General features: G+C 35.8%; 14 protein-coding genes, 1 tRNA gene and 1 pseudogene. 5 read left to right on the forward strand and 11 right to left on the reverse strand.

The genetic code is table 11. The annotated features are described in order from the left end of the window. Positions 1-84: 84 nt before the first annotated feature. The 3 genes from SOLCA_RS14235 to SOLCA_RS14245 all read right to left on the reverse strand — a co-directional run bounded on the left by SOLCA_RS14235 (position 85) and on the right by SOLCA_RS14245 (position 3,814). Positions 85-2,385, reverse strand: a complete 2,301-nt coding sequence (locus SOLCA_RS14235) for a nitric-oxide reductase large subunit (RefSeq protein WP_014681165.1) — start codon at positions 2,383-2,385, stop codon at positions 85-87. Positions 2,386-2,452: 67 nt separating this feature from the next. Then, complete coding sequence (locus SOLCA_RS14240) at positions 2,453-2,884, reverse strand: RrF2 family transcriptional regulator (RefSeq protein ID WP_042479846.1); 432 nt, start codon at positions 2,882-2,884, stop codon at positions 2,453-2,455. Between the two features lie 117 nt (positions 2,885-3,001). Further along, positions 3,002-3,814 carry a hypothetical protein gene (locus SOLCA_RS14245; RefSeq protein WP_014681167.1) on the reverse strand — a complete coding sequence of 271 codons (813 nt, stop codon included), beginning with the start codon at positions 3,812-3,814 and terminating at the stop codon, positions 3,002-3,004. A 561-nt stretch (positions 3,815-4,375) separates the two neighbouring features. On the opposite strand from SOLCA_RS14245, the gene SOLCA_RS14250 reads away from it, so the two are divergent. After that, positions 4,376-6,265, forward strand: a complete 1,890-nt coding sequence (locus SOLCA_RS14250; RefSeq protein ID WP_014681168.1) for an ABC-F family ATP-binding cassette domain-containing protein — start codon at positions 4,376-4,378, stop codon at positions 6,263-6,265. Between the two features lie 63 nt (positions 6,266-6,328). Then, a tRNA-Lys gene (locus tag SOLCA_RS14255) sits at positions 6,329-6,401 on the forward strand. 81 nt (positions 6,402-6,482) lie between these two features. Here SOLCA_RS14255 and SOLCA_RS14260 read toward each other — a convergent pair. The 6 genes and pseudogenes from SOLCA_RS14260 to SOLCA_RS14280 form a co-directional block, all read right to left on the reverse strand. Then, positions 6,483-7,700 (reverse strand): hypothetical protein, encoded by a 1,218-nt coding sequence (locus SOLCA_RS14260; RefSeq protein WP_042479849.1) that lies wholly within the window; start codon positions 7,698-7,700, stop codon positions 6,483-6,485. A 381-nt stretch (positions 7,701-8,081) separates the two neighbouring features. After that, positions 8,082-8,912 (reverse strand): hypothetical protein, encoded by an 831-nt coding sequence (locus SOLCA_RS14265; RefSeq protein WP_042479853.1) that lies wholly within the window; start codon positions 8,910-8,912, stop codon positions 8,082-8,084. A gap of 24 nt (positions 8,913-8,936) precedes the next feature. Continuing rightward, on the reverse strand, positions 8,937-9,479 hold the full coding sequence (locus SOLCA_RS14270; RefSeq protein ID WP_014681170.1) for a hypothetical protein: 543 nt from the start codon (positions 9,477-9,479) through the stop codon (positions 8,937-8,939). A 574-nt stretch (positions 9,480-10,053) separates the two neighbouring features. After that, positions 10,054-10,875 carry an ImmA/IrrE family metallo-endopeptidase gene (locus SOLCA_RS14275; RefSeq protein WP_014681171.1) on the reverse strand — a complete coding sequence of 274 codons (822 nt, stop codon included), beginning with the start codon at positions 10,873-10,875 and terminating at the stop codon, positions 10,054-10,056. A gap of 168 nt (positions 10,876-11,043) precedes the next feature. Then, positions 11,044-11,265, reverse strand: a pseudogene (locus SOLCA_RS23985) (restriction endonuclease); the annotation flags it as partial. A gap of 233 nt (positions 11,266-11,498) precedes the next feature. Beyond that, positions 11,499-12,440, reverse strand: coding sequence for a threonine ammonia-lyase (locus tag SOLCA_RS14280; RefSeq protein WP_014681172.1), 942 nt, complete (start codon positions 12,438-12,440; stop codon positions 11,499-11,501). A gap of 54 nt (positions 12,441-12,494) precedes the next feature. Here SOLCA_RS14280 and SOLCA_RS14285 point away from each other — a divergent pair, with 54 nt between their 5' ends. From SOLCA_RS14285 to SOLCA_RS14295, 3 genes are all read left to right on the forward strand, one after another. After that, positions 12,495-13,019: a GNAT family N-acetyltransferase gene (locus SOLCA_RS14285; protein WP_014681173.1), complete on the forward strand. Its 525-nt coding sequence runs from the start codon at positions 12,495-12,497 to the stop codon at positions 13,017-13,019. A gap of 4 nt (positions 13,020-13,023) precedes the next feature. Further along, positions 13,024-13,590, forward strand: coding sequence for a GNAT family N-acetyltransferase (locus SOLCA_RS14290; RefSeq protein ID WP_014681174.1), 567 nt, complete (start codon positions 13,024-13,026; stop codon positions 13,588-13,590). A 110-nt stretch (positions 13,591-13,700) separates the two neighbouring features. Next, a complete protein-coding gene (locus tag SOLCA_RS14295) occupies positions 13,701-14,183 on the forward strand; it encodes a YybH family protein (protein ID WP_014681175.1) in 483 nt (160 codons plus the stop codon). Between the two features lie 104 nt (positions 14,184-14,287). Here SOLCA_RS14295 and SOLCA_RS14300 read toward each other — a convergent pair whose 3' ends face one another. Both SOLCA_RS14300 and SOLCA_RS14305 read right to left on the reverse strand, forming a co-directional pair. Then, positions 14,288-15,385, reverse strand: coding sequence for a hypothetical protein (locus SOLCA_RS14300; protein ID WP_014681176.1), 1,098 nt, complete (start codon positions 15,383-15,385; stop codon positions 14,288-14,290). A gap of 253 nt (positions 15,386-15,638) precedes the next feature. Continuing rightward, the gene (locus SOLCA_RS14305; protein WP_014681177.1) at positions 15,639-16,193 is read right to left on the reverse strand and encodes a dihydrofolate reductase family protein; all 555 of its coding nucleotides are present in this window, start codon (positions 16,191-16,193) and stop codon (positions 15,639-15,641) included. Positions 16,194-16,250 lie beyond the last annotated feature (57 nt).

A 16,250-nucleotide genomic window follows, 5' to 3' on the forward strand; every position in this document is an offset into this window, starting at 1 on the left:
TTCTTCAGACTTAACTATTTAAGTCAATACTCCCCTTATAACGCAGTAACACGAGACCCTACGTTAACATTTAAACTTAATGGATTAATTGTTAATAACACTTTCCTTCTCTAAATCTTTATCCACTAAATGCATTTCACTACGATCTGTTCTGCTTTTACGTTTAAAGATCAGATCTAACACGAACCAGCATAAAGCCAGCGTTCCGATTCCGAAAATAGAGTCACCGATAGCTCTCATCCATTTTAGGGTTATCATTTGAGGCTGTTGCATTAACTCTGCAGAGCGGGCATACCACATTCCTTTCTCAATACTTTCAATAGCCTGCCATACTCCAACTGGTAGTAAGCTCAACACAGCCATCAGGAACAAACCTATATTAATCGACCAGAATGTGAATTTTAACAATTTATCATTCCAGGTAAGATCACGGTACATGCTTCTTAAAACGAACAACATAAGTCCGATTCCAAGCATACCATATACACCAAACAATGCTGTGTGACCATGTAAAGGTGTTGTATTTAAGCCTTGCACATAGTAAAGGGCGATTGGAGGATTGATAATGAAACCGAAAATACCTGCACCCAAAAAGTTCCAGAAGGCTACAGAGATCATAAAACAGATTGGCCATTTATAATCAGCAATCCATTTAGACGATTTTGTTAGTTGAAAATTATGATAGGCTTCATAACCCATTAACACCAAAGGAACAACTTCTAATGCACTAAATGTTGCACCAAGTGCCATTACTGCTGTTGGTGTTCCGGTAAAATATAAATGGTGGAATGTTCCGATGATACCTCCCGACATAAATACTACAGTTGACATCAGTACACTTAACGTCGCGGTTTTAGTTTTTAATAAACCCAGACGAACAAAAAGAAATGCGATTACGACTGTGGCAAATACTTCAAAAAATCCTTCTACCCATAAGTGCACTACCCACCATCTCCAATATTCAGCAATGGCCAGGTTTGTTTGTCTTCCCCACATTAATCCTGCTCCATAGAACATGGCAATAGCCGTACAAGAAATCAGGAATAAAATGATCAGGTTTTTCTCCTCCACTTTCCTTTTCAGTAATGGAAGCAATGGTCTAACCATTAAGGCAAGCCATAAGAAAAGTCCAACTAACAAGAATATTTGCCAAAATCTTCCAAGGTCTACGTACTCATAACCCTGATGTCCGAACCAAAAATTGTCAATAAGATTTAGTTTTTGCATTACACCCATCCACTGTCCTATCATAGAACCGACAACAATGATCAATAAAGCTATGAACAGGAAGTTGACGCCAAAAATCTGAAATTTAGGATCTTTACCACCAACCGCAGGGGCTATGTACAAACCAGTTGCAAGCCAAGCCGTTGCAATCCAGAATATCGCTAATTGTGTATGCCATGTACGAGTAACTGAATAAGGAATAATTTGTCCGAGTGGAATACCAAAAAAGCCGTTTCCTTCGACTCCATAGTGAGCTGTAATCACACCTAAAACAACCTGCAGTACGATAAGCAAGCTTACTACAAAGAAATACTTTTTAACAGCAATCATTGAAGGTGTAAGTTTTTCTCTTATCAGAGGATCTTGTGCAGGAACAGGCAATGATTCCTCTTCTCCAGATCTTACATGATAAAACACCATTACACCTACAAAGAATAATAACAGAATAATACTTACACCCGACCATGCTAATAAGTCTTTAGTTGGACCATTCCCAACCAAGTCATCTGCTGGCCAGTTGTGCGTGTAAGATATTTTGGCGCCTGGCCTTTCAGTAACCGTAGCCCAGGTAGCCCAAAACAGGAATGCATTTAATTTTTTAAGTCGACCTTCTTCTTTAATTGAGTTTTTAGGAATAGCATAGTGCTCACGTAATTTATCAAATTGAGGATCATTGGTAAACAAGCGAGAATAATAATCACTTAATGCTTTTACAGCACTTTCCCTGTCACCGGAAATACTGATGACTTTACTTTGTGGGTCATACGTATTTTTCCTTATGTCTTTTTGTAGCCTTGCTTTTAGGTAGGCTTTATTTTCTTCATTTAAATCGTCGAAGTTTACTCCATAATGTTTCTGAGCCCATGAATTAAGAATAAATACTGCTTCACGGTGTAACCAATCTGCAGTCCAGTCAGGTGCCACGTAAGCACCATGCCCCCAAATAGACCCAACTTCTTGTCCCCCGATACTTTGCCACACATTTTGTCCATCCTTAATTTCCTCACCGGTAAAAATGACCTCTCCTTTTGAATTGACGATTTTTTCAGGGATTGGAGGAGCTTCCTGATAAATTTTTACGCCATAATACCCCAGTACGGAAAAGGAAATGACCATAACTAAGGCAAATAGGAGCCATAATCGTTTTGTGCTGTTCATTGTTGTTTTAGCTTATGATTTATTTATATATTTCGGACAAACTTGTCCTTTATTGGTTTAAATTTTTTTACATCAAAAAAGCTTCCCCCTCGCCTACCCTTAATACGAGTTCATAAATGGTTGTTTTTTCGATCATTTCTTTCATTTCGGTTCTTATACTCTGGAATTTATGATGCATCGGACATGGTTTTAATTCAGAACATTCCTTTAGACCTAATCCACAGCTATTAAAAGTTTCAGTTCCATCAATTGCATACACTACATGACTTAAAGTTATTAACCGGGCTGTATCATTACTTAAAAAGAAACCTCCTAATGGTCCTTTTAACGACTCCACTACATGGCACTTCACTAGTATTTGCAATACTTTAGCAGTAAAAGCCTCCGGAGAATTAATATGAGCGGCAATATCTTTAAGGCTAGACCGTGTATTTTTACCCGACTGAACCGCAATGTAAATTATTGCCTTAACTCCGTATTTGCAAGCTTTTGAAAACAATTGATGTATGTTTTGATAATGCAAATGTAAAAACGAAATAATAAAAGACAAAAATATCTTTTATTATTTTGTGATTTTATAGTAAAACAGCTGTTATCTATAAAATCAAGGGGTATTTTAGTGAGTTGCTAACTGCAACTTCAGATTGTATTTAATAGCTTCAGTGAATATTTCATTCTCATCGGCAGCAGGATTTGGCAAACCTCCCTGAACTCCTCCATAACTACCGGCATTGCCTCCTCTCCTGTTTTGCGGGCGCATCATGGTAAATTGCTTTTCCGGAAGCAGGGCTTTATCGATACCGTTTATTCGTAATCCTACTGTTAATTCATTCTTTTTACTCTTAAATGCTGATGCATAAAATGTATTAAACGGGATAATTACTTCATAAATCAGCGCATCATCTTCATCCCAATCGAAACCCACTTTCACACCGCTGCTATTGTCATTAATATTCTGTTTTCCATTTGCAAAAGCATAAAAACCCGCCAAGTTCATTTCTTTATTTTCCTCTTTGGCTTTTTTGTGGAGATCTTTAATTCCGGTGCGCTCACCTGATTTAAAATCCCAGCGCGGTTTCTCTCCTGGTTTAAGCTTAGCTACAATAGGAAACTCAATAGCAGTATTTTCTTGCTTTTTGGCGGCTGTATCCAGGATCATTTTCATACCTCCAAAGAACACTTTTGCTTGTGTGGTTTTATCAAAAATGCGGAGCGCTATGTATAAATTTTCTTTATCGTTAGCGATTGCATACTTGAGGTGTCCACTTCTATCAACATTCTCATCATCAATGGCATAACTCCAGTCATTGAGCAAACCATCGGCAACAACGGGTTTTGTTCTGAAAGCACATTTGAATGTTTTTTGAGCGAAAGCTTCTACAGAAGAGAGGGAAAGAGCTACTAATAATGGAAAGACAATTTTTTTCATGGATTCTAAATCAAATAAAGAGACGTAAAAACTTTAAAATGGTATAGTTAAATCGTAAACAACTTTCTGAAATAAGAATAAACTAAAACTTCTGACACCAAATATCCGTTATGGTTTACTCTCAAAATAACTTTTTTATAATGCGTTACGCGACTGAAAAAACGTCCCTTAAATCATTGAATCCAGCTTTAAAAGTATTTTCTTTCGTCGCCTTCAGCGGGACTCACTTTTTTTCTTCAGCAAAAAAAGTGAGCAAAAAATGCCGTCGCTGCGTACAGTTCTCCTAAAGTTGATGCCTGTACTTAAATAATCTCTTCCGAACTGTACGAGGCGATTTTACTCATATGATAATTTATGCTTTACATTCACAAAGGAAAGCAAATCGCATAACGTTTTTTCTACTTTAGAAGATACGAATTTTGACTGCCAAAAATAACAGTTGAGCAAAAAATATCTTCAGCTACATTTTATTAACAATTCTCCGACCAAAGAGATTGTAATTATAACGCTTTAATCCAAATTTCTTATTCCTAACTTCGCAATCTTAAACAAAGTATTTTAATGAATTTCCTTTCAGTAGAAAATATTACCAAATCATTGGGTTTACGTGTATTGTTCAGCAACCTTACTTTTGGCATTAATCAAGGCCAAAAAGTAGCGTTGGTTGCTAAAAATGGTACGGGTAAAACCTCCTTATTAAAAATTTTAGCAGGAAAAGACAGTCCGGATACGGGCGTTGTTTCTGTACGAAAAGATATAAAAATTGCCTTCCTGGATCAGGAGCCTGATCTTCCTTTAGATAAAACCATTTTTGATGCGGTTTATGATGCAGAAAATCCATTATTAAAAACGATCATGAGCTATGAACTGGCTCTTGAGCATCCGGATGACGCTAAAAAGCTTCAGAAAGCTATTGATCAGATGGATGCGTTGCAAGCCTGGGATTACGAGATCCGTATTAAACAGATTTTAGGGGAGCTTAAAATCTACGACTTACATCAGGAAATGGGTTCACTTTCGGGCGGACAAAAGAAACGCGTTGCCATGGCAATGGCTTTGGTACAGAATCCGGACCTCTTGATTATGGATGAGCCTACCAACCATTTGGATTTTGATATGATTGAGTGGTTGGAAGAATACCTTGAATCTGAAAAAATGACCTTGCTAATGGTTACTCACGACCGTTATTTCCTTGACCGTGTATGTAATCAGATTATCGAGTTGGAAAATGGGCAGATTTATTCTTACAGCGGTAATTACAGTTATTTTATAGAGAAAAAAGCGGAACGTCAGGCAACTCAGGCGGCTAGCATTGATAAAGCAAAAAACCTATACACTACTGAACTTGAATGGATGCGTCGCATGCCTAAAGCGCGTGGCACTAAATCTAAATCTCGTATCGATTCATTTTATGATTTAGAAAAAGTTGCCAAGCAACGACTAGAAGATAAGAAAGTGCAACTTGACATTCAAATGAATCGGTTAGGAGGAAAAATCCTTGAGCTTCATCATGTGCGCAAGAGCTTTGGCGACAAGAAGATGGTGGATGATTTCAGCTATGTGTTTAAACGGAATGAGCGAATCGGAATTGTTGGTGTAAATGGTGCCGGAAAATCGACTTTTCTAAAATTAATTACGGGTGAGTTGGAAGTTGACGGAGGAAAAATTGTTACCGGAGAAACGGTTGTTTTCGGTTATTATAACCAGGATGGCATGAAACTTCCGGAAGATAAACGGGTGATTGAAGTAGTAAAAGATATTGCTGAATTTATTCCATTAACAAAGGGCAAAAGTTTAACGGCAGCTCAACTGTTAGAGCGTTTTCTGTTTTCAGGTGACCAGCAATATACTTACGTATCCAAACTTTCGGGAGGTGAACGCCGACGATTGTATTTATGTACCTTGTTGATGAAAAACCCGAATTTCCTGATTCTAGATGAGCCTACCAACGATTTAGATATTATGACGTTGCAGGTTTTGGAGGATTTTCTGGAAGATTTCCCGGGCTGTTTGCTGATTGTTTCTCACGATCGTTACTTTATGGATCGGTTGACACAGCATCTTTTCATTTTTGAGGGTGATGGAATAATTACTGATTTCAATGGAAATTACAGTGATTATCGCGATTACATGTTGATCAAAGAAGCTGAAAAATCTCGCCAAAAAACGGAAAACAAAGTCATTGAAGCTCCAAAACAAGAAATTCTGGTTGTTTCAACTACTGCTGCTAAGACTAAAAAGATGTCGTTCAAAGAGAAGCAAGAATTTGAACAATTGGAAAAGGAGATAGCACAGCTGGAGAATCGTAAAGCTGAAATTACTTCTATTTTCGAGAATCCTTCTGTAAACCCGGATGAACTTCAGAAACTTTCAGCAGAAATGGAACAGGTTGTAAATTCTCTGGAAGAAAAGGAATTGCGCTGGCTGGAGTTAAGTGAGTTGGCCGGATAAATTCGGATAAATATTTTAAGATAGCTGCGAAGTGTATTGTTATTTTTCATAAATTGACCGCATGTCTTCGTAGCTCAGTTGGTAGAGCAACAGACTCTTAATCTGTGGGTCGAGAGTTCGAGCCTCTCCGGGGACACTGTAAAAGAAAAGCTTAATCATAGTTGATTGAGCTTTTTTTATGTGTGTATAGCAGATTTGCGTTTTAGCATTCTATTTCCTATTTCCAACATAAATAAATTTTAAGACTCTGCAAGCATAGTAGTAGTATAATACTGATTAACAGCCAAAAACTTAAGAAAAGTGGATATTTTGAATAAAATGTTTGCTTCTCTAAAAGCGATGCGATAGCAACAGCTGTGCAAGCTTTGTATGGTGACAAGGACTTAATAAGGTTACCTTTATCCGTGATTAAGCAGGCAATGCCTTGATTGGAAGATTTAATGATATAACGACGGTTCTCAATGCTTCGAATACGTGCCATGTCGTTATACAAACTGATAGCAAACCTCGAACCTTTAAAACAGCGTTCACTCGCCTGAATAGTAATAATATTGGACTTAGCACTATTTTTTAAAAAGAAAAAGCTGTTTAATAATTCACTGCAAATTGCAGGGAAGATCTTAAGGTCACCACTAACATACAAGTCATTCTTTTCGTTGTTAATGGTGAAGAGATCTTTTTGGTTAAGGTATTTCGATAAATTATAAGGAGTTCGCTCGCTGAACGGTACTAATATTTTTTTGGTTCTGTAACCACGAATACCCTCATTGGTAATGAAGGATGTGGCATTATAGCAATGATAATAAAACTTAAACGTGCTGTCATAGTTTGCATTATCTGTTTTTTCAGCAGCTTCATTAATGGTTATACCCCACATTACTGTACTCTTAGGATATTTTTTCAGTAAGCTTTTAATGGTTGCAACTTCATACGAATTATCAATCGAGTTTGTCCATACCGGAGTGACATAAGGTGTTTCAGTTGAAACAACAAGATCTATTGTGGAATCTAGTCTTGATTTTATCAATTTGATCAGCTTATTTGTTAATGCTTTTTCAGACTGGTTGTAATTCAATGATGGTTGCATAAACAATACTTTGATATGGCCAACTGGTACCGGGTTCTTGTTGTAAAGATAATTTGAGATGATTAACGGCAAATTGATAATGAACAGTAAACAAACACCAAGAAACACGTAAATACGTTTGAATTTAATGCATTGACAACCGATTAGAAATAACACCAGATTTATAGACATTATCCAAAGTGTACCGCCCACAACACCCGTGTATTCATACCATTGTATTAATTTAGGATAAGCACCCAGCAAATTACCAACTACAGGCCATGACCAAATAACATTTGTGCTTATCCAACCTGTTTCCAACAAAGCCCACAGACAGATAAAGAACAGCAATGTTTTTATTACAGACATGTGCTTTCGTAAAAGTTCAGTAAGTACAAAGGGTAACAGCATAATTAGCGAAGCGAGAAATAAAATGAAGGTGGACCAAAACAAATTCTCACTGATCATCCAATAGCCGACACATATGTTCCAAAGCAGCAATTGACAAAAAAATACTGATAACTTACACCAATAGCTAACACAGCTAAGTAATTGGAAGAAAACAGGAATGAATACCACGAATCCAAAAATGAAATGTACGTGCCAAGTAAGAACGGTTAATATAATATTGATAACGAATGAAATCAGAAAAGTAAAATTTCTGTTCATATTAAATAACAGGAGTAATGAAAAAGGGATGGCATTGCCTTCCCTTAATTAAAAAATTATAAAGAAAAAATAATGTATTTCTTATTGATACTTAGCAAAATTACCAATTGAAGTGATAGCCTGTAAGTCCATTATCTGCTGCTGGCCATCCACTTCAACCGTAACGATTTTAAAGTTACACCTTCCTATACTAAATGAAAGAAATGCACCTTTAGGAATACCTTTGAAGTCTTCTTCGGAAAAGGTATATGTTCCTGTATCTTCAGTAATAATTGGGTTGTAAAAAGAAGTTTTATAGCCACCCTCAACAAACTGTTGATTATCAGAAGAAGCCGTATAATCAATGGTCATAACTACACCTTTATCATTTTTTGGGTCAGCATTCCATGTTACTGTTGCTCCTGGTTTAATATATGAACGACTTCCTTCATCAGCTGGTCCCGTTGGAATAGAAAGTATACGAATTGCTTCCGGCACGTACATTTCTTCAGTGTTCATATCTCCGGTCGTACTGTTTGTTATTTTTCCATTTAACGAAAACTTTACTGTTTTACCGTAAATGTTTTTACCATCTGTATCTAAATTGTAACTATTATAATTGGGATTGCCTCCACTACTTTCAATCTTTTTATTCTTAACCAAAGAAATGTTATTTACATGTATGGCTTGAACTGTCTTATTATTAAAAGAATAATAATCCATTTGAAAACTACGGTCTTTATAATCTTGTGATGTTTGTGTACTAAAAGTCTGAATTATTACACCTCCGTCAACCAATATGTTGGCATGACCAACATATTGAGCAATTAATGAATTGTTTGCCTGCTTTTTTTGACTGGGATTAACACCTTCATTTTGACAAGATGCTCCTAACAATGCAACTGCTGATAATACTAATAAACGCTTTTCCATATTTCTGTTAATTTTTACTTTAAATTATTCACATACTTCATATCCAAAATAATTCATCTTTATTTGGGTATTATAGCCACCAAAACCTCGACTTGTTACGCTACCCTTATAGTTAGTTCTTGCAGATTTACCTTTGGTCAACTGATACAGATCATTGCGTATTGAACACATATCAGAAAATTCAACACTGATTTCATATTCATAATTGTACAAGAAATTCGGAATAGTTAACGCATAACTACCATTAGATGAAGAGATGTAATACATATCTGTTTTATTTGTGTTTAAATTTTTCACACTAACCCTACAGAAAAATTTATTTACATCACCTTTCACAGTAGCACCAACAGTTCCAAAAGGATTAGCTTTATTCCCATTTGGAAACTTGGCTTCCAAAAAATCAAGTAAGATGGTGCCACTTTTAGGCTGGTTGGTATAAGCGTTTCCAGTATTCATTGGATGACTTTTTAAGCCAAATCCACCGCCACCCCCTCCTGCTGTTAAGGTCATAAAACATATCAGTACGAACCCTAATAAGCTAATTGGTTTAAGAAAATTTTTAATCATAATTCATTCAGATGTTTTTAAAGTGATATTATGACTTGAAAATTATTAGAAAAACAAGCAAAATTCTATTCGAAAAAAACTTAAAATCATCCAATATGTGCTTTTTTTCACAGGCGCCATTAAGGGGACGGCAACAGTTAATTAGAGGTGTAAAACAAACGATTTACATAGCCAAAAATGCTTTTCTTCTGAAGAGAGTTTCACTTAAACTATTTTGGTAAATGCATTACAATTTATTTATGAGGTATGCAAAGTGGGTACAGACTATTTACTTATAGCTGTAAAGTGTATATAATTATCCAAATAGTCCATCTGGTTTATGACTGAGATATTTATTACAGAAACGATATAGGTAGAGACTTATATGAATACAAATATTAACAATTGCTAAAGGTTAATTACTATGACGTAGGCATCTTGCAACTATTTAATAGTTCGAACCTCTCCGGGGGCACTGTAAAAGAAAGCTTAATCTTATTTGATTGAGCTTTTTATGTGTGTAGAAAACTTTTTAAACGATTTTTAGAGACACTCCTCATACCTTGATAATTTACATTTTCAAATTTCTCAAAAATTAGAACATCCTTTTCATGATTTGTGAGATACTCTGTGGCTCTTTAACCTTTCTAATCAGACTAAAATGACAGCCTCTTTTCCCTCCTTCATAAGTAATCAACCTTAGGTCCCTCATACGATTTTCCAGAATAGTTGTGCTTACTTTAAACTCATCTGCTAACGAAGTAATCATAACTTGAAAATCTCGAATATTACAAGGTTGATTATCTAAAAAAACAGATCCTAGTTTACTAATGCCCTCTCTCATTTGCCAGGCCTCTAATTTACCAAGAACACATCGATATGGCATAATCAGTGCAGCTGCGAACTGATTAGCTTGCCATTCAAGCCAATGCTTTTCGTTAGTTAACAAATATTTACCTGTAGCAGAATCATAAGCGGAATCATTCAAATTATCATAAATCATTTGTGACATTTGTACATTTGTGTGCAAAAAGAAATGAGCAATTTCATGGGCACAAACAAATGCAAATTGCTCTGTATCTCTTAAAGACACATCAATGAAAATCTTTTTATTTTCAATATCACAATAACCGTTAAGTTTCTTGCCTTTATCAATAGGTATGATTTGATCCGTTATAGTTTCAAGGTTAAAATTTTCCTTAAGGTAAATTATAAAATTATCGATAGGAAAATATTTAAAATCAGAGAGTATTGATGGATTAAAATCCTGTATAATACTAATAGTTATATTTTCAATTAATTGATGAGATAACTTTTGCAAACCAACTGCATTGACACCTGGCTGCTCCCAATCAACTGAGAAAGATAGTTGCCTTATTAAGAAATCTTTTATGTTATTGTCCCAATCTGGCTCCAAGCCATTGCAATCATCATAAATGTGATTAATTTCCTTTAATTGAGCAATCTGTTTTTCAGATGAATCAACATACTTATCAAAAATATACTTTCCTTTCTATTCTTATTGTGCAGAACTATCTTGGATTTTTGATTTTTATCAACTTCGATAAGCATTAGATCCTTTGATCTAGCCAAATTTGTAAGCAGATTCTTGTAATTTACCCGTTGTTATAAAAACACCTTTAACTTTTTTTCCTGCAACTTGGTCTATTTTACTTACAAATTCTTCTATATCATTTATTGGAACTGAAACGCTATAATCTTTACATTCGATAAGGTATAATATATGACATCTTTCAGCACTTTCTGGCCAGACCTCTATACTTAAGTCAAAAACAATATCATTTTCCCTATCTCTCGAATAATAGGGTCGCTTACGAAAAAACTCTACAACATGTTGGTATTAAACCAAGTTGACCTTCATTGATGGCTGAAATAATTATTTCATATGCTTTTTCTTCAAATAAATCGCCTTTTAAGGTAGTATTCATTATCCGCTAATTATTTGAGCAAAATAATAAAAAAACACTGAGTATATGTATTAAAAGTTTTTATCGGCTAACGTTTTTAGTAAAAAACTTCCTAAAACGGCAGCGTTGCCAGATCAACATTACCCCCTGAGATAATAATCCCAATTCTCTGACCTGCAAACCGCTCTTTGTTTTTGATAATAACAGCCAAGGCAACTGCCGAAGATGGTTCAACAATTATTTTCATTCGTTCCCAAATGAGTTTCATGGCAGCTGCGATTTCTTCGTCATTCGCTAACAAAATCTCGCTCACATGTTCACGAATAATTGCTAATGTCCTTTCACTTAAAGTAGTTAACAATCCATCTGCAATGCTTGAAATATAAGGAGGTTTCTCCACCTTGCCGCTTTTGAATGATAAAACTGCATCGGCAGCACCTTCGGGTTCTGCGCCTACTACTTTGGTAGATGGGGAAAAATAATGTGCGGATAAGGAGGTACCACTTAAAAGTCCGCCGCCTCCAACAGGCGTTATTATAGTATCGAACGTAAACGTTGAATCTTCAATCAATTCCTTTGCAGCGGTAGCTTGCCCGGCAATTACCCGGTCGTTGTCGAATGGATGGACTAAAACTGCTCCACGAGTTTCAATTATTTCCTTTACACCTGCTTCCCGTGCATCTAACGTAGGTTCACATTCAATTACTTCGGCTCCATAACCTAATACTGCATTTTTCTTTACAATCGGCGCTGTTTTAGGCATTACAATATAGGCTGGAAGCCCCACCTTTTTTGCCGCGTAAGCAACGGCTTGAGCATGATTACCAGACGAATGGGTTGTTATTGCCTGCGCTTCATTATTGGCAGCTACTTGCAATACAGCATTTAACCCTCCCCTAGCTTTAAAAGCCCCAATTTTCTGAAAGTTTTCACATTTAAAGTAAATCGCTGCTCCGGTCAATTCATTAATTGTATGGTTGGTAAAAACGGGGGTATGGTGTATATGGTCACGAATTCTTTCGTGCGCTTTTTGGATATCTTCTACGGTAATCATTTTATATTTACAATTGAATTCAATGCAAATTATCAGAAAAATTTCAGATCTCTCATGAATAATATAACAATCCGAAAAGTAACCTTAGTCGATTTACCCGAACTTCAGAAAATTGGAATACAAACCTTTAGGGAAACCTTTTCAGCAGAGAACAGTGATGAGGATATGCAAAAATACCTGGACGAAAAATTCAATGACATTCAGGTATCAAAAGAGTTGAATAACCCTGATTCTGAATTTTACTTTGCGATTTTAGAAGGTGAAATCGTCGGTTACTTGAAAATGAATTTCAAAGACGCTCAAACAGAATTGAGGCATAATGATTATGCTGAGATAGAACGTATCTATGTATTAGAAGATTTTATTGGCAAAAAAGTGGGTCAGTTGCTCTTTGACAAGGCGTTGGAAGTAGCAGACTCTTATAAAGTTAATTTTGTTTGGCTGGGTGTTTGGGAAGAAAACTATCGGGCTATTCGCTTCTATGAAAAAAACGGTTTCGAGACGTTTGATAAGCATATTTTCAGGTTGGGAAATGATGAACAAACTGACCTTATGATGAGAAAACAGATTACCCACTGAAGAAATGAAAAACATAACAATAGAAACAATTACAAATGGTGATATTGAACAATGCCGGGATTTATGTAATGAACTGATGGCTTTTCAAAAATCGAAGGCGTTTATTGCACCTGAGAAATTTGACCTGATGACTTTCGACACGAGGATGAAGAAGAGTTATGAAAGTTCAATGGCTAGTCAGGTTGTTGTTATTAAAGATGATGGCTTTCCTGTCGGTTATGTTTTTTCTACAATTGATGTAATCGATAGTAGTAAAAATGGATTCCCTGAATGGGCGCCGAAGGTTGAAAATGGAAAGAGTTTTTATCCCGATTGGGTAGAATTGCCACAGAAAATAGGTTGTCTCAATAACCTGTATCTACGTGATGAATACCGAGCGTTAAAATTTGGCTCAAAACTAGTTGAAATGTCTATGGAGTGGCTTGAAAGCTTTTCGGATGTGAATTTGATATTTATCTATATATCAAATGGAAACGATGCCGCGTTGAGTTTTTATCTCAATCGTGGTTTTACCTTTAGCCATGATGTTTTTGGTGGTTTTATTAAGGCTGTTTATAAACTTAAGGAATAGAAAAAAATCTATCACTGTTCAGAAAATTTAGCTCCTAAATGCTCTAATTTTTTATTACATTTAAGCTATTAGGCTTATTTGTAATTAATTAACATTAGAATAATGTAATTATGAAAAACATAATTTTAAAAGGAGCATTAGTAGGATGTGTAATAAGTTTATTATTCGCCTGTAAAGAAAAAAAGGAAGAGCCTGTGGTGATTGATAAAGAACAAATCAAAAAAGAAATTCAGGCCAAAGAAAATGAATTTGCAGAGACCTATAACAGCGGAGTATTAAAAAACATTGGTTATTATGCCGATGATGCGACAAGTTTTTTCCAAAACAGGGCTCCATTAGTTGGCAAAGAAGCAATTATAACCTTTTTACAATCCGACTTAGCTGCAAATACCGACAGAATTACATTTACAACAAATGAAGTTTTTGTATCAAACGATGGAAATCTAGTGGTAGAAATCGGTTCTTTTAAAGTTGTTGATTCTGTAAATGTTCCGATTAATACAGGAAATTACATGACGATGTTTGAGAAAAGAAATGGCAAATACGTTGCCGTACGTGATATGAGTACATCAGATGGCATGTCGGTTCAATAAGAACAAACATTAGTAATGTAACAAGTTCCTACTTTTTAATCGTTCTTTTCGGAATACCTTATTTGTAAAGTATTTTGAGGGCATCACTCCTTTAAAAAAAATTATTAACGCCTTCTTCCGCCTCCTCCTCCTCTGGAACCGCCACCACCCATTGAACGACCACCACCACCCATTGAACCCGACCTTGACGATGGAGAGGAATAGCTTGGTGATTGCCTATTAGATGTTGATGGAGATTGGCGATTTGATACAGACGGAGACTGACGATTAGACGTAGAAGGAGACTGCCGGTTCGACATAGAAGGAGATTGACGATTCGATACAGAAGCTCCATTTCCAGGCCTGTTCGATGGCATGGTTGATGCACGAGCTCCGCTTCCTTGTCGATTACCTGATCCATTACCATAATTACCCCTGGCCCTATTATCCGACACGGTATTAGATCTCATTTTGTTGTTATTGTAATTATTAAAATTGTTCCTATTCCCATTATTAATAATTACGTTATTATTTCCCCCGTAATGACCTCCATAATAACCGTGGTGATGGTAATAATGATTACTACGATAGATGCCTACTGCCATAACCGTTGCAAATCCAAACCATGGTGGATAATAGCCGTAATAATAAGGAGGTGCATAAGGTACATAAGCTGGTGAATACACATATTGTACAATTGGTGCCGACTGCACAACTACAGTGGTTGCAGGTACATCTACTGTAACGGGGTTGTCGCCGGTATACCCTGGGTTAGCGGTAACTGATGAATTTCCTTTAGGCTCAATAATATAATCTTTACCATATAGTTCCTCGTCACCAACAATCTGCAAACTAACTTTTTTATCCTTATCTCTGTCTAATAAGATTACTGCAACATCTTGTGTTTCTTTTTTGGTGACATCAACCTGAAGTATAAATGTGTAGGAATCATCCTTTTTTTTAGTCACTACTTTGATAAAATCAACTTTTTTATCCAGGTTTAAATCCAGGTTATTGATCTTGGTTTTCTCATCATTCAATGATTTTTCAAAGCCTTCAATCGTTTTTGACTTTTGAAATAAATCCAAAACGGCATAAAGATCCAGATTATCTCCAGCTAATCCTAACGTCGGGATAGAATCTGCCTTATCTTGAGAAAAAGTAGGCAAGCTTAATAGCATACATAATACGGTTGCTAAACATGACATCAAAAACTTTTTCATAACAAGTTAATTTACAACACCATATACAAGTTAAGAAATATTAGGAACACTTTAAGTACTATTTTTTCAAGTAAGCTTTCGTTAAAATAAGACAGTAAAGCCCCTTCCGCCAATAAAAGTTACATCCTTATTTCTCCTATCCGGTAGTAAGCCTCCATATTGTATATTTTATAGCTTTTCACAAGACAAGCTATAAAACAAAAAAATCCTTCCAGTAACCGAAAGGATTTTAATAATATCACCTATTGTAAGACTACTTCACTTCGTAACTCAACAAAACCACCCCACTTTTAAACACCCTTGATCCAGTTAACTTTAAATTCAGTTGATGTTTTAGGCCTTTAAAAATTGGTGTTCCCTCACCTAATGCTACCGGATCAATCATAATTTCATAACCGTCAATTAAACCTGCATCAGCAAATTGAGTGATGATGCTTCCACTACCTAAAATTGTCAAATCTTCTCCGGAAGTCTTCTTTAGTTCTTTTATCCGGGTTACAATATCTCCATTGATTATTTGGGTATTGCTCCAATCGGCTTTTTTTAATGTAGTTGAAAAAACTATTTTCTGTGCATTATTCATTCCTGCCGCCACGTTTGGATCATTTTCAATAGCAAATGGTGTTGGCCAGTAGCTTGCCATTAGTTCATAGGTTACACGACCAAACAACAGGATATTCTCAGACTTAAGCGATTGGCTTGCGTACTCGTTTTCTTCAGAACCGTGCTTATGCCAGCTGGTATCATTACCCGGACCTTTATAAAACCCATTTAATGTTAAAAAATTATAGGCTGTTAACTTTCTCATCGTATTACCTTTAATTGTTTTTCAATCAATAAGTTACTCCTAAATCTGCAAAGAGTC

Source organism: Solitalea canadensis DSM 3403, assembly GCF_000242635.2.
Lineage (GTDB): Bacteria > Bacteroidota > Bacteroidia > Sphingobacteriales > Sphingobacteriaceae > Solitalea > Solitalea canadensis.

Coding starts and splice junctions, on each gene's coding strand:
- SOLCA_RS14235 (WP_014681165.1), bottom strand. CDS start 2,385: ATGAACAGCACAAAACGATTATGGCTCCTATTTGCCTTAGTTATGGTC.
- SOLCA_RS14245 (WP_014681167.1), bottom strand. CDS start 3,814: ATGAAAAAAATTGTCTTTCCATTATTAGTAGCTCTTTCCCTCTCTTCT.
- SOLCA_RS14250 (WP_014681168.1), top strand. CDS start 4,376: ATGAATTTCCTTTCAGTAGAAAATATTACCAAATCATTGGGTTTACGT.
- SOLCA_RS14260 (WP_042479849.1), bottom strand. CDS start 7,700: ATGTCTGTAATAAAAACATTGCTGTTCTTTATCTGTCTGTGGGCTTTG.
- SOLCA_RS14265 (WP_042479853.1), bottom strand. CDS start 8,912: ATGGAAAAGCGTTTATTAGTATTATCAGCAGTTGCATTGTTAGGAGCA.
- SOLCA_RS14270 (WP_014681170.1), bottom strand. CDS start 9,479: ATGATTAAAAATTTTCTTAAACCAATTAGCTTATTAGGGTTCGTACTG.
- SOLCA_RS14280 (WP_014681172.1), bottom strand. CDS start 12,440: ATGATTACCGTAGAAGATATCCAAAAAGCGCACGAAAGAATTCGTGAC.
- SOLCA_RS14285 (WP_014681173.1), top strand. CDS start 12,495: ATGAATAATATAACAATCCGAAAAGTAACCTTAGTCGATTTACCCGAA.
- SOLCA_RS14290 (WP_014681174.1), top strand. CDS start 13,024: ATGAAAAACATAACAATAGAAACAATTACAAATGGTGATATTGAACAA.
- SOLCA_RS14295 (WP_014681175.1), top strand. CDS start 13,701: ATGAAAAACATAATTTTAAAAGGAGCATTAGTAGGATGTGTAATAAGT.
- SOLCA_RS14300 (WP_014681176.1), bottom strand. CDS start 15,385: ATGAAAAAGTTTTTGATGTCATGTTTAGCAACCGTATTATGTATGCTA.
- SOLCA_RS14305 (WP_014681177.1), bottom strand. CDS start 16,193: ATGAGAAAGTTAACAGCCTATAATTTTTTAACATTAAATGGGTTTTAT.